This window comes from Pseudomonas sp. SJZ078 (assembly GCF_007828255.1).
GTDB lineage: Bacteria > Pseudomonadota > Gammaproteobacteria > Pseudomonadales > Pseudomonadaceae > Aquipseudomonas.
Genome location: NZ_VIUG01000002.1, coordinates 23,201 through 36,097 on the forward strand (window position 1 = coordinate 23,201; position 12,897 = coordinate 36,097).

The window sequence follows — 12,897 nt, forward strand, 5'->3', positions numbered from 1 at the left end:
TGATCTCAGCGCTGGTGACGGATGCGTGGGTTGGCAAAGCCGTAGAGGATGTCCACGACGAAGTTGACCAGAATCACCAGGCAGGCGATTAACAGGATGCCGTTCTGTACCACGGGATAGTCCCGGGCGCCGATGGCCTCGATCAGCCACTTGCCGATGCCCGGCCAGGAGAAGATCGTTTCGGTCAGGACCGCGCCGGCCAGCAGTGTGCCGACCTGCAGGCCGACCACGGTCAGTACCGGGATCAACGCGTTGCGCAGGCCGTGGACGAACACCACGCGTGTCGGCGACAGACCCTTGGCCCGGGCGGTGCGGATGTAGTCTTCGCGCAGCACTTCCAGCATCGAAGAGCGGGTCATGCGGGCGATCACCGCCAGCGGAATGGTGCCCAGTACAATGGCCGGCAGGATCAGGTGGTGCAGCGCGTCGAGGAACGCGCCCGGCTCATCGGCGAGCAAGGTGTCGATCAGCATGAAGCCGGTTTTCGGTTCGATGTCGTAGAGCAGGTCGATGCGTCCCGACACCGGGGTCCAGCCCAGGGACACCGAGAAGAACATGATCAGGATCAGGCCCCACCAGAAGATCGGCATCGAATACCCCGCCAGGGAGACGCCCATCACCCCATGGTCGAACAGCGATCCTCGCTTGAGTGCCGCGATCACCCCGGCCAGCAGGCCCAGGATACCGGCGAACAACAGGGCGGCCATGGACAGCTCCAGGGTCGCGGGAAACAGTGAGCTGAACTCGGTCCAGACGCTTTCGCGGGTGCGCAGCGATTCGCCGAGATCACCGTGGGCCAGGTTGCCGATGTAGTCCAGGTACTGGGCGTACAGCGGTTTATTGAGGCCAAGGCGTTCCATTGCCTGAGCATGCATTTCGGGATCGACCCGACGTTCGCCCATCATCACTTCCACGGGGTCGCCGGGGATCATGCGAATCAACGCGAAGGTCAGCAAGGTGATGCCGAAGAACGTGGGGATCAATAATCCCAGTCGGCGGGCAATAAAACTAAACATCTTCAGGTGTACCTCATCAGCCGGTTAGGCGTGCCCGGCAGCCCTGGGGTCAGGGATGCCGGGGCATCTTCTTATCTACTTCACCTGGGTGGTGGCGAAGTTATTGGTGGTGAGCGGGCTAATGGCGTAGCCCTCTACGTTCTTGCGCATTGCCGTGAACATCCGGGTGTGGGCCATGCTGATCCACGGTTGGTCCTGGTTGAAAATCACCTGGGCCTGTTCATAGAGCTTGATGCGCTCCTCGGGGTTCACTGTGGCGCGGGCCTGGTCGATCAGCGCCTGGAATTTCTCGTTGCACCAGCGGGCGTAGTTTTCGCCGTTCTTGGCCGCCTCGCAACTGAGCATAGGCGTCAGGAAGTTATCCGGGTCGCCGTTATCGCCCGCCCATCCGGCGGAGACCATGTCGTGCTCGCCATTTTTTGCGCGCTTGAGCATTTCGCCCCATTCCATGACGCGGATATCGACCTTGATCCCGACTTTCGCCAGGTCAGCCTGCATCATCTGCGCGCCGAGCATCGGGTTGGGGTTGGTCGGGCCGCCGCCATTGCGGGTGAACAGGGTGAACACGGTGCCTTCCGGCACGCCGGCTTCCTTGAGCAGCTGGCGGGCCTTGTCCAGGTCCCGGGGCGGATTCTTCAGCTCGTGATTGAAGCCCAGCAGCGTTGGCGGGTAGGGGTTGACCGCCACGGTGGCGTTACCCTTGCCGAACAGCGCGTTGACGTAGGCTTCCTTATCGAAGGCGATGTCGATGGCTTTGCGCACCCGCACATCGCTCATGTACTTGTGCTGGGTGTTCATGGCGACGTAGGACACGGTCATGGCGTCCAGTTCATCGACCTTCAGGTTGGCGTCTTTCTTGATGCTCGGGATGTCATCGGGCTTGGGATACAGCGCGACCTGGCACTCGTTGGCCTTGAGCTTCTGCAGCCGAACGTTGTTGTCGGTGGCGATGGCCAGCACCAGTGCATCGGCCGGCGGCTTGCCGCGGAAGTAGTCCGGGTTGGCCTTGAAGCGAACCTGGGCGTCCTTGTTGTAGCGCTGGAAGATGAACGGCCCGGTGCCGACCGGCTTGCTGTTGAGGTCGCCGGCCTTGTTGGCCTTGAGCAACTGGTCGGCGTATTCGGCCGGGTAGATCGAGGAGAAGGCCATGGCGATGTCGGCCAGGAACGGCGCTTCGCGGCGGGTCAGGGTGAACTTGACCGTGTGCTCGTCGACTTTCTCGACGCTTTTGAGCAGCTCTTTGAAGCCCATGCTTTCAAAGTAGGGGAAGCCCACGCTCGACAGTTTGTGCCATGGGTGATTCGGGTCCAGCTGGCGCTGGAAGCTCCAGACCACATCGTCGGCGTTCATGTCGCGGGTCGGCTTGAAGTATTCGGTGGTGTGGAACTTGACGCCTTTGCGCAGGTGGAACGTGTACGTCAGGCCATCGTTACTGATGTCCCAGGATTCGGCCAGGGCCGGAATCACTTCGGTGGTGCCGGGCTTGAAATCGGCCAGGCGATTGAAAATGGTTTCCGCCACGGCGTCGGCAGTGACTGCAGTCGTGTACTGGACCATGTCGAAGCCTTCCGGGCTGGCTTCTGTGCAAACCACGAGGGGCTTGGCCGTGGCGCCAACGGCGACACTCAGCAACGCAGCGGCGATGGCTGCGCGTAGGGGGATCATGTTCATCGTCATATCCTCTGCAATCGGTGGAACGGCAAAAAACCGAACGGTCGACCTTGTGGGTCGACCGTCGGCGGAAGGTTAGAGAATGTTGAACGGAACGGTGGTGACCAAACGGAACTCGTTGATGCTGCCGTCAATCTGGTTACGGCTGGAGCGGTGTTCGGTGTAGGTGGCACGAATCGCCGTGGCCTTCAACGGACCGCTCTGCACCGCGTAGGAAGCGCCCACACCGGTTTCGTAGTGATTTTCATCGTTCAGGCCGCGGACGTCATAGGCGGTGCCGGTGTAATGAGTACCGTCGATGCCCCAGCCGCGAGCACGATAGATATTAAATTTCAGTCCTGGCACACCGTATTCAGCCATGTTGATGCCATAGGCGATCTGGAAGGATTTTTCGTTCGGACCGTTGAAGTCCGACAGCAGGGAGTTGGCCAGGTAGATGCCGTTGGTTTCGTGCAGGTAGTCGAAGTATTCGTTACCGTTCACCGCCTGATAGGAGAATGTCAGGGTATGGGCCTGGTGGGTCAGGCCCAGCGACAGCGAGTAGGTGTCGTTGTCGATTTCACCCATCTCCTTTTTGCCTTCGTCCACGGTCTTGTAGTAGTTCAGGCCGGTGGTCAATGCCAGCTGCGACGCGTCGCCCAGCTCGTGGGTGGCGCCGAAGTAGTACTGGTTCCAGAAGTCTTCGACCTGAGAAGCGTACAGGCTGGTCTTCAGGCTCTTGAGTGGCTGGTAGTTCAGGCCGACGACGCTGACCTTGTCGGTCTCTGCGCTGTTGTTGGTGTACTCGGAGCGGAATTTCGACAGGCTCTGTTCGGTACGTGGCGAGACGCGGTCAAACACGCCGGCATCGAACGACAGGTTGCTGAATTCTTCGCTGTGCAGGCTTACACCTTCGAAACTCGAAGGCAGCGGACGGTTGCCGATCACGTCGACGATCGGGGTGCTGAAGTTCTGACGACCCGCGGTCAGGGTGGTGTTGGAGATCCGGGCTTTTACGTTGGCCAGACCCAGCTTGCTCCACTGGTCCACGGCATCGCCGTTGTTCTCGGCCAGGGTGCGGTTACCACCGTTGGCAATGTCCTTGCGACTGCGATCCAGGACTACCGCGTTGTAGGCCGCGACTTCGGTGCTGAAGCCCACGGTGCCTTGAGTGAAGCCCGAGGTGTAGTTGAGGATGGTGCCCTGGACCCAGTTGATACGACGATCGGTGGGGCGTGTCTCACCGTGCTTCTGATAGCTGAAGTTTCCGCGTTTCAACAATTCATTGGCATACCAGTTGCGCGTAGTGCCCGACAGGCTTTGGCCGTCGATAAAGCCCTTGGCTTCGGATTGGGCACTGGTACTCGCCAGTTCGGTCGGCACGAATGCCTGGCTTTGCGGCTCTGCGTACGCCGTAGCGGTAACGCTGCTGATGGCCAGGGCCAGTAACGCGGTGCTGCTCAATTTCATGGGTAACGCTCCTTTTTCTTTCTTTATTAATGCCGGTCTTTTTTGGTGATGCGGCTATCGATTTGCTGCTGATAAGAGATCGCAAACGTTTGCAGTTGGCCTGATCGGCGAATTACGGCAAGACCTCTGCGTAAGGGCCCCAAGGGGCCCTCGCTGTGGACTAAACGGTTATGGGTTCAGGCTGACGCCCGAGAACACGTTGCGACCGAAGGGGCTGACTTTGAATCCTTCGACTTTGGCACTCAGCGGCTGGTTGACCGTCGAGTGGGCAACAGGGGTGATCGGCACTTGCTGCTTGAGCAACTGCTGGGCCTGTTTGTAGAGCACGGTGCGCTGGTCGCGGTCGGTGACGACCTTGGCCTGCTTGATCAACTTGTCGTAATCCTGGTCGCACCACATGGAGTAGTTGTTGCCGCCAATGGCGTCGCAGCTGTACAGCGTTCCCAGCCAGTTGTCCGGATCACCGTTGTCGCCGGTCCAGCCGATCAGGCTGATATCGTGCTCACCGTTCTTGGTGCGCTTGATGTACTCGCCCCATTCGTAGCTGACGATCTTCACCTTCAGGCCGATCTTCGCCCAGTCGGCCTGGAGCATTTCGGCCATCAGCTTGGCGTTAGGGTTGTACGGGCGCTGCACGGGCATGGCCCAGAGGGTGATTTCGGTGCCTTCCTTGACCCCGGCGGCCTTGAGCAGCTCCTTGGCTTTTTCCGGATCGTAGGCGGCGTCCTTGATGGTGTCGTCGTAGGACCACTGGGTCGGTGGCATGGCATTGACCGCCAGTTGCCCTGCGCCCTGGTACACCGCGTTGAGGATGCCCTGCTTGTTCACCGCCATGTCCAGCGCACGGCGCACTTCGACCTGGTCGAAGGGTTTGTGGCGGGTGTTGTAGGCGATGTAACCCAGGTTGAAACCGGGCTTCTCGATCAACTGCAGCTTGGGGTCGTTCTTCAACGCTGGCACATCGGCCGGACGCGGATGCAGGGTAATCTGGCATTCGTTGGCCTTGAGCTTCTGCACCCGCACGGAGGCGTCGGTGTTGATGGAGAAGATCAGGTTTTTCAATTTCACCCGTTCCGGTGCCCAGTACTGGGGGTTGGCAACGTAGCGGATGTTGGAGTCTTTCTGGTAGCTCTTGAACTCGAACGGGCCGGTGCCGATGGGTTTCTGGTTGATGTCGCTCGGCTTCCCGCTCTTGAGCAACTGGTCGGCGTACTCGGCCGACAGGATCGCGGCGAAGCTCATGGCGATGTTCTGGATGAACGCGGCATCGACACTGTTGAGGGTCATGACCACGGTCAGCGGGCCGGCTTTTTCCACCTTGGCGATGTTCTTGTTCAGGCTCATGCCGTTGAAGTAGGGGAATTCGGTGGGGTAGGCCTTGCGGAAGGGATGCTGCGGGTCAAGCATGCGGTTGAAGGTGAACAGCACGTCGTCGGCGTTGAAGTCTCGGGTCGGCGTGAAGTAGTCGGTGCTATGGAATTTCACCCCTTCGCGCAGGTGAAAGGTGTATTTCAAACCATCTTCGGAAATATCCCAGCTTGTCGCCAGGCCTGGGACGACATTGGTCGCGCCTTTTTCAAACTCGGCCAGGCGGTTGTACAACGGCTCGGCGGCATCGTTATCGGTGGCGGTCGTGTACTGCGCGGTGTCGAAGCCGGCGGGGCTGCCTTCGGAGCAGAACACCAGGCTACCGACTGCGGCGGCCTGGGCCACGGATGTCGCGGCCAGCAGGCCGGTACTCAGCAATGTAGAAAAAATCAGGGTATGACGCATGACGCTCCCTCTTTCGTTCGGGGGTGTTAAACAGTGAACCGGCGTCCATCCGGGGACAGGTCCGGGACACTGAGTTCATTCCATTGCATACAGCGATGCCATAGGGTCAGCCGATCTGCCAGATTCCTACGGTACGGCCGTGGGTTTGGCAGTCAATGCGTAACGCCTGAAAGACTTGTGAGAAAGGGCGGTACGTCCTCGAACAGCTGCCGTGCTGTGCAGATGTCTTGGAGGTAGGCGATTTCCTGGGCCTTGGCAGATAAATAAACGGCGGCGTCAGGAGACGCCGCCGTTGCTTACCTATTTGTCGCTGATGCTGACACCGTAGAAGGAGTTCAAGCCGAATGGGCTGATCAAGAAGTCCTGCACGTTGGTGCGCATGGGTTGGAACACCGTCGAGTGAGCGATAGGTGTCATCGGCACGGCATCCTTGAGGATGTGTTGCGCCTGCTTGTACAGCTCGGTGCGCTTGGACTGGTCCGAAGTGCGCTTGGCCTGCTTGACGATGTCGTCGAACTTCTTGTCGCACCACTTGGAGAAGTTGTTGCCCTGCAGCGAGTCGCAACCGAACAGCACGTTGAGCCAGTTGTCCGGGTCACCATTGTCGCCGCTCCAGCCGATCAGCATCGCGCCGTTCTCACCGCCCTTGGAGCGCTTGATGTACTCGCCCCACTCGTAGGTGACGATCTTGGCCTTGATGCCGATCTTGGCCCAGTCGGACTGGAGCATTTCAGCCATCAGCTTGGCATTGGGGTTGTACGGACGCTGGACCGGCATCGCCCACAGGTTGATTTCGGTGCCTTCCTTGATGCCCGCTTCCTTGAGCAGTTGCTTGGCTTTCTCAGGGTTGTAGCCTGCATCCTTGATGGTGGTGTCGTAGGACCACTGGGTCGGCGGCATGGCGTTGACCGCCAGTTGGCCGGCGCCCTGATACACCGAGTCGATGATCTGCTGCTTGTTGACGGCCATATCCAGCGCCTGGCGCACTTTCAATTGGGCCATCGGGTTGGGCTGGTCGCTGCCCTTGATCTTGTCCATCACGTTGTAGGCGATGTAGCCCAGGTTGAAGCCCGGCTGGTCCGGCATCTTCAGGTTCTTGTCTTCACGGATGGCCTGCAGGTCGGCAGGGCGCGGGAAGAGGGTGACCTGGCATTCGTTCTTCTTCAGCTTCTGGATACGCACCGACGGGTCGGTAGTGATGGCGAAGATCAGGTTGTCGATCTTCACGTCTTCCGGAAGCCAGTATTCCTTGTTGCCGGTGAAGCGGATGTTCGAGTCTTTCTGGTAGCTCTTGAACACGAACGGGCCGGTGCCGATCGGTTTCTGGTTGATATCGGAAGGCTTGCCTTCCTTGAGCAACTGGGCGGCGTATTCGGCGGACTGAATGGACGCGAAGTGCATCGCCATGTTCTGGATGAATGCGGCATCGACGGCGTTGAGGGTGAACTTGACGGTCTTGTCGTCGAGCTTCTCGACCTTGGCAATGTTGGTGTCCATGCCCATGTCGGTGAAGTACGGGAATTCGGTCGGGTACGCCTTACGGAACGGGTCGTCCTTGTTGATCATGCGGTTGAAGGTGAACAGCACGTCGTCGGCGTTGAAGGTACGGGTCGGCTTGAAGTACGGGGTCGTATGGAACTTGACGCCTTCGCGCAGATGGAAGGTGTAGGTCAGGCCATCTTCGGAAATGTCCCACTTGGTCGCCAGGCCCGGGATCACGGCGGTGCCGCCGCGTTCGAACTGGGTCAGACGGTTGAAGATGGTCTCGGCTGAGGCGTCGAAGTCGGTTCCGGTGGTGTATTGACCCGGGTCGAAACCCGCCGGGCTGCCCTCGGAGCAGAACACCAGGTTAGCCGCCGCTTGGGCGAAGGGGGCGCTGGCTAATAGGCTTGCGCCGACTAAAAACGGAATGACCGCGTGTTTAAGCATGTTGGCCTCATGATTTGTTGTCATTTTTGGATTTGAGGGCGACCTCGTGAGTCGTCCTGCGGATACTTATGCAGGCCCCATACCCAATGCAAGATCCAGAGCGGTTCCATATCTGAAACAGTGGCACGAACGTACCTTAATGTCGCATCTGTGTAAGTTCTGACGCGGTTGATCGTTTGCGCCGGCTTTTTTGGTGCAAACAGTGCCTTGAATCGGTGCGCCATGGGTCTGCGGCGCACCGGTTCGGGGCGGGTTCTACTGCTGCAAACCCACGCCGTAGAAGGGCGTAAGGCCGAACGGGCTGAGTTTGAAATCCACGACCTTTTTGTTTATCGGCTGGAATACCGTGGAGTTGGCAATCGGCGTGATGGGCACCTGTTGCTTGAGGATTTTTTGCGCCTGCCGGTACAGGTCGATCCGTTGCTGGCGGTCGGTCGAGACCTTGGCTTGCTGGATCAGCTTGTCGTAGGCCGGGTCGCACCACTTGGCGTAGTTGCTGCCCTTGACCGCCGCGCAGCTGTAGAGCACGCCAAGCCAGTTGTCCGGGTCGCCGTTGTCGCCGGTCCAGCCATAGATCATGGCGTCGTGCTCGCCATTTTTGGCGCGCTTGATGTACTCACCCCACTCATAGCTGACGATGTTGGCCTTGATGCCGATTTTCGCCCAATCCTGCTGGATCATCTGCGCCGACATCCGCGCGTTGGGGTTGGACGCGCGTTGCACCGTCATCGCCCATAAATTGAGGGTGGTACCTGGCGCCACCCCGGCTTCCTTGAGTAGCGCCTTGGCTTTGGTCACGTCGTGGGGCGCGTCCTTGATGGCCGGATCGAACGACCACTGGGCCGAGGGCAGGGCGTTCTGGGCCAGTTGCCCGGCGCTCTGGTAGACGGCCTTGATGATCGCCGGTTTATCGATGGCCATGTCCAGCGCCTGGCGGACCTTGAGCTGGTCCAGGGGCGGGTGCGTCACGTTGTAGGCGAGGAAACCCAGGTTGAAGCCCGGTTGCCTGAGCACTTGCAGGTTCGGGTCCTGTTCCATCACTTCGATGTCGGCCGGACGCGGGTAGCCGCTGACCTGGCATTCGTTGCGCTTGAGCTTTTGCAGGCGCACGGCGGCGTCGGGGGTGATGGAGAAGATCAGGTTGTCGACCCTCACGTCCTCGGGTTTCCAGTAGGCTGTGTTGGCGGCGTAGCGGATCTGCGAGTCCTTCTGGTAGCGCTTGAACACGAACGGGCCGGTGCCGACGGGTTTCTGGTTGAGGTCGCCGGCCTTGCCTTCCTTCAACAACTGCGCGGCGTATTCGGCAGACTGCACGGAAGCGAAGCTCATCGCCAGGTTCTGCACGAACGCGGCGTCGACGTTGTTCAGGTTGAAGCGCACGGTGTGCTCGTCGACTTTCTCGACGTTCTTGATTGTGGTGTTCAGGCCCATGTCGGTGAAGTAGGGCGACTCGGTCGGGTAGGCCTGGCGGAACGGTTGCTGCGGATCGAGCAGGCGCTGAAAGGTGAACACCACGTCGTCGGCGTTGAAGTCGCGGGTGGGGGTGAAGTAGTCAGTGGTGTGGAATTTCACGCCATCGCGCAGGTGGAAGGTGTAGACCAGGCCATCGGCGGAGACATCCCAACGCGTCGCCAACCCCGGCTCGACTTCGGTGCCGCCGCGCTTGAACTGGGTGAGACGGTTGAAGACGGTTTCGGCCGAGGCGTCGAAGTCGGTACCGCTGGTGTATTGGCTGGGGTCGAATCCGGCGGGGCTGGCTTCGGAGCAGTAGACCAGGGTGGTGGCGGCCTGGGCCATTGGAATGCTGCCGATCAGGGCGAGGGTGAGCAGCAATGGTTTGAAGGTGGTTCTGTCCATGAAATCCCTTGGGCGATGGCGACGGATTGGCGAAGAGTAGCGTTCTGGAGGGCGGTGGGGGAAATAGCCAAAAATGAGGGGGACCCCTGGGTTTGGGCATAGCAGGTCCGGTATCAGGGCTTGATGGGCGCGCATTCCACTGTGGGAGCAAAGCTTGCTCGCGATGGTGGCCTGATGGTTGACTGGGCGGTACATATCCATTGCTGCGGTAACGGCCACCTATGGTTTCGCCCTGACGGCGACTTACTTTCTTTCAGACGCCAAAGAAAGTAAGCAAAGAACGCTCGCCCCAGCGTCCGGCCCCTCGCCAAGGCTCGGGGTCCCTTCGCTCCGGCATTCATCAGGGGGCATCGGCTCCGGTCCGCTGCGCTTGACCTCCACTCGATGGGTTCGACTGCGTCGAACGGCGCTGCGCGCCATCCCCCTGATGAACGCCTCCACTCAGCCTTCCGAAGGGGTGGAAGATCAAAAGCCGCGGCGCGGCTTATTGCTCGACACGGCTCATGAAGGTCTACACCGATCCATTGTGGGAGCGGGCTTGCTCGCGAAGGCGGCGGGGCAGCTGGCATAGATGCTGGATGTACTGCCGCCATCGTCGGATCGCCGCCCGGAGCAAGCTTTGCTCCCACAGAGATACCTGTGGGCGGTTGAGAACGGTCAGTCACCGCAGAACCCCTGTGGGCGAGCCTGCTCGCGATTGCGGTCTGTTATTCAACATTTGCATCGACTGACCCACCGCCTTCGCGAGCAAGCCCGCTCCCACAGTTCGAATTTGCATGCCTGATCTGAGATGGTTAGCCATGAGATACGTAGGAACGATTACTACCGGTGACGAAACATCCGACAACTTTTTAAGGTTGTCCCTCGGAAGTGCGCTCTCTAACCTTTTTCCTGTCGCCACGATTCGGCGGCCGGGAGTGGGAACTCGAAATTAATAGGTCGTCAGCCTCACGACCATAACGGCAAGTGATGGCTCCAATTTCATCTGCACATGAACGAAGGAAAGACAGAACCGAACTTCAACAGAACAAATCCAATGGCGGAACTCGACGCCATTGAAGACCTGCTCAAAGACCGCGCCACCGCCGAGCGGGTCTTGAATCTTTACCTTAACCCCAAGCCACCTGAACAAAGCACCGATCCGCGCATCGACAGTCTGTTTTCGGTGACGGCAAAGGCCGATGCCGACACGCTGCTCACCAGCACTTCTGAAACCCTGGCTTCGGTTAAAGCCATGGCCGAGGACCTGGCTTTCGAGGTAGAGGGCACGCGGCGTAGTGTGGCGTTGGGGATTCAACAATTAGTGGAGTTGTGCCAGCTACTGGTAGACAAGGCGCTGGATCAGCTCGAAGCGCCGGCTATTCAGGGTTGAGCAGGCACCGTGGCGAGGGAGCTTGCTCCCTCCTCATTTCGTACGAGTCGAGTTGTCCGGCGCAGAGTTTTAAAGTTGTACAGAACGTTGTACTATGTGCGCACTCGGCCGTCATCGCTTTTGCTGGACGACTGAGAAGGCATCGAGGTTTAACCAAGTGCCAGATTTACCTTGATACCCTCGCTTGCGGCGTGGATTCATGGACTCCGCTTCTCAGCGGAGGAGACAAGTGCCCCGCTGTTGTTCCGCGGGAAACTCTCAAACCACCAGGACGGTCCTGGTTTCGCCTGAGCTGGCCTCAGGAGGGAATTAGACGATGCATGTAATAACTTTCAGCCAGGCTCGTGCCGGCCTGAAGCAGACGATGGACGATGTATGCCGAGATCATGAGCCGACGGTCATCACCCGTCAGCGTGGTGATCATGTAGTGATCCTCTCCTTGGAGGACTACAACTCTATGGCCGAGACGATGTATCTGTTAGGTACAGAGTCGAATGCCACGCGCTTACGCCGTTCTGTTGCGCTGCACAAAGCCGGGAAAGCCTTTGCCAAGGAGCTTCCTTTAAATGTCGGCAAAACAGAAACAGAAGAACAAAGCTAACGCCCGCGAGAACGTGGTAATTGCATTTGTGCCAGACGGTTGGGAAGACTACCAATACTGGGACGCAAACGATCCAACCAAACACGCGACGGTAAATGAGCTTATCGAGGCCTGTCTTCGCGACCCATTCAAGGGGGTTGGTCGACCTGAACCGTTGAAAGGGGATTTAACGGGCTATTGGTCACGCCGTATCGACAAAGAGCATCGCTTTGTCTACGCCTATGAGAATGACACGCTGACAATCATTTCATGTCGCTTCCACTACACGAAGTAATGACCGACAAAAAGCCCGCGGTTGCGGGCTTTTGTATTTGTGGTGCCTTGAGCGGTGGAGCTCTTGCAGAGGCCCTGCTTCCATTCATCTGACACATTGCGGTGTCAGGGGGGCTGATTGCAGCCCAGCGGGATAAATCCCCTCGCCACAAGGGTGTTTCACTGGGCTGGATGTCTCTGTCAGGCAACCATCACTGCAACACCTCAACCGACCCATCCGCCGTCATGGTCACCTTGCTGGTGCCCGGCTCGACGTCAGGCGTGACGGACTCGGCATCCATGGACCCCGCTTTCATCATCATCGGTGCGCGCATGTAGGGTTGTGGGTAACCGTTGGTGTTGAGGTTCAGGTTGACGATCTTGTAGCCCTTGCCACCCAGGGCTTCGGTGGCCAGTTGGGCGCGGGCCTTGAAGGCGGCGACGGCGTCCTTGAGCAGGGCGTCTTCGCTGCTCTGGCGGGTGGCGGTGGAGATGGTGAAGTCCATGCCGCCCATTTTCAGGTCGGTGAGCAGTTCGCCGGTGAGCTTGGACAGGGCCGCGAAGTCGGCACTTTCCAGGCGCAATTCGGCACGTTCGCGCCAGCCGGTGATTTTCTGGCCCTTGTCGTCGTAGATCGGATAGCTGTTGCGGCTGCCCTGGCGCAGGGTGATGTCCTTGACCTGCTTGGCCTGGCCGATGGCTTTGTTCAGCGTGGTGCTGATGGTGGCAGCGAGTTTGGCCGGGTCGGTGTTTTGCTCTTCGGTGTAGAGGGTGACGATCATCAGGTCGCGGGCCACTTCCTGGCTGACTTCGGCGCGCAGGGAAATCTGGTTGTAGTGCAGTTCATCGGCGGCCAGGGCCGGCAGGCTGGCGACGGTGCCGAGGCTGAGGGCGAGGAGGGTGGCGGGGCGACTGAACATGTGCATGAAAGCTCCTTGGAAAAAAGAGCAGCTTCAAGCGGCAAGCTTCAAGCTGCA

10 protein-coding genes are annotated in these 12,897 nt (G+C 59.2%); 3 read left to right on the plus strand and 7 right to left on the minus strand.

The window, feature by feature from the left end; genetic code table 11:
- Nucleotides 1–5 precede the first annotated feature (5 nt).
- From FBY02_RS01950 to FBY02_RS01975, 6 genes are all read right to left on the minus strand, one after another.
- Nucleotides 6–1,016 carry an ABC transporter permease subunit gene (locus FBY02_RS01950; RefSeq protein WP_144922691.1) on the minus strand — a complete coding sequence of 337 codons (1,011 nt, stop codon included), beginning with the start codon at nt 1,014–1,016 and terminating at the stop codon, nt 6–8.
- A 75-nt stretch (nt 1,017–1,091) separates the two neighbouring features.
- Nucleotides 1,092–2,687: an ABC transporter substrate-binding protein gene (locus FBY02_RS01955; RefSeq protein WP_144922695.1), complete on the minus strand. Its 1,596-nt coding sequence runs from the start codon at nt 2,685–2,687 to the stop codon at nt 1,092–1,094.
- Nucleotides 2,688–2,762: 75 nt separating this feature from the next.
- Nucleotides 2,763–4,136: an OprD family porin gene (locus FBY02_RS01960; RefSeq protein ID WP_144922698.1), complete on the minus strand. Its 1,374-nt coding sequence runs from the start codon at nt 4,134–4,136 to the stop codon at nt 2,763–2,765.
- 168 nt (nt 4,137–4,304) lie between these two features.
- The gene (locus FBY02_RS01965) at nt 4,305–5,909 is read right to left on the minus strand and encodes an ABC transporter substrate-binding protein (protein ID WP_144922701.1); all 1,605 of its coding nucleotides are present in this window, start codon (nt 5,907–5,909) and stop codon (nt 4,305–4,307) included.
- A 300-nt stretch (nt 5,910–6,209) separates the two neighbouring features.
- The gene (locus FBY02_RS01970; protein WP_144922704.1) at nt 6,210–7,838 is read right to left on the minus strand and encodes an ABC transporter substrate-binding protein; all 1,629 of its coding nucleotides are present in this window, start codon (nt 7,836–7,838) and stop codon (nt 6,210–6,212) included.
- 255 nt (nt 7,839–8,093) lie between these two features.
- Nucleotides 8,094–9,695 (minus strand): ABC transporter substrate-binding protein, encoded by a 1,602-nt coding sequence (locus FBY02_RS01975; protein ID WP_144922707.1) that lies wholly within the window; start codon nt 9,693–9,695, stop codon nt 8,094–8,096.
- 991 nt (nt 9,696–10,686) lie between these two features.
- Between FBY02_RS01975 and FBY02_RS01990 the strand changes: the two genes are divergently transcribed.
- The 3 genes from FBY02_RS01990 to FBY02_RS02000 all read left to right on the plus strand — a co-directional run bounded on the left by FBY02_RS01990 (nt 10,687) and on the right by FBY02_RS02000 (nt 11,942).
- A complete protein-coding gene (locus FBY02_RS01990; RefSeq protein WP_144922716.1) occupies nt 10,687–11,067 on the plus strand; it encodes a DUF6124 family protein in 381 nt (126 codons plus the stop codon).
- A 316-nt stretch (nt 11,068–11,383) separates the two neighbouring features.
- A complete protein-coding gene (locus tag FBY02_RS01995) occupies nt 11,384–11,668 on the plus strand; it encodes a type II toxin-antitoxin system Phd/YefM family antitoxin (protein WP_144922719.1) in 285 nt (94 codons plus the stop codon).
- Complete coding sequence (locus FBY02_RS02000; protein WP_144922722.1) at nt 11,634–11,942, plus strand: Txe/YoeB family addiction module toxin; 309 nt, start codon at nt 11,634–11,636, stop codon at nt 11,940–11,942. Before FBY02_RS01995 ends, FBY02_RS02000 begins: the two co-directional genes overlap by 35 nt.
- A gap of 190 nt (nt 11,943–12,132) precedes the next feature.
- Here the strand turns inward: FBY02_RS02000 and FBY02_RS02005 are convergent, their stop codons facing one another.
- A complete protein-coding gene (locus FBY02_RS02005) occupies nt 12,133–12,846 on the minus strand; it encodes an SIMPL domain-containing protein (protein ID WP_144922725.1) in 714 nt (237 codons plus the stop codon).
- Between the last annotated feature and the right edge of the window lie 51 nt (nt 12,847–12,897).

What these genes read in the sequence shown, in the direction of transcription:
- FBY02_RS01995 (WP_144922719.1), top strand. Translation starts at nt 11,384, where the DNA reads ATGCATGTAATAACTTTCAGCCAGGCTCGTGCCGGCCTGAAGCAGACG.
- FBY02_RS01965 (WP_144922701.1), bottom strand. Translation starts at nt 5,909, where the DNA reads ATGCGTCATACCCTGATTTTTTCTACATTGCTGAGTACCGGCCTGCTG.
- FBY02_RS02005 (WP_144922725.1), bottom strand. Translation starts at nt 12,846, where the DNA reads ATGCACATGTTCAGTCGCCCCGCCACCCTCCTCGCCCTCAGCCTCGGC.
- FBY02_RS01975 (WP_144922707.1), bottom strand. Translation starts at nt 9,695, where the DNA reads ATGGACAGAACCACCTTCAAACCATTGCTGCTCACCCTCGCCCTGATC.
- FBY02_RS01950 (WP_144922691.1), bottom strand. Translation starts at nt 1,016, where the DNA reads ATGTTTAGTTTTATTGCCCGCCGACTGGGATTATTGATCCCCACGTTC.
- FBY02_RS01970 (WP_144922704.1), bottom strand. Translation starts at nt 7,838, where the DNA reads ATGCTTAAACACGCGGTCATTCCGTTTTTAGTCGGCGCAAGCCTATTA.
- FBY02_RS01990 (WP_144922716.1), top strand. Translation starts at nt 10,687, where the DNA reads ATGAACGAAGGAAAGACAGAACCGAACTTCAACAGAACAAATCCAATG.
- FBY02_RS02000 (WP_144922722.1), top strand. Translation starts at nt 11,634, where the DNA reads ATGTCGGCAAAACAGAAACAGAAGAACAAAGCTAACGCCCGCGAGAAC.
- FBY02_RS01955 (WP_144922695.1), bottom strand. Translation starts at nt 2,687, where the DNA reads ATGAACATGATCCCCCTACGCGCAGCCATCGCCGCTGCGTTGCTGAGT.
- FBY02_RS01960 (WP_144922698.1), bottom strand. Translation starts at nt 4,136, where the DNA reads ATGAAATTGAGCAGCACCGCGTTACTGGCCCTGGCCATCAGCAGCGTT.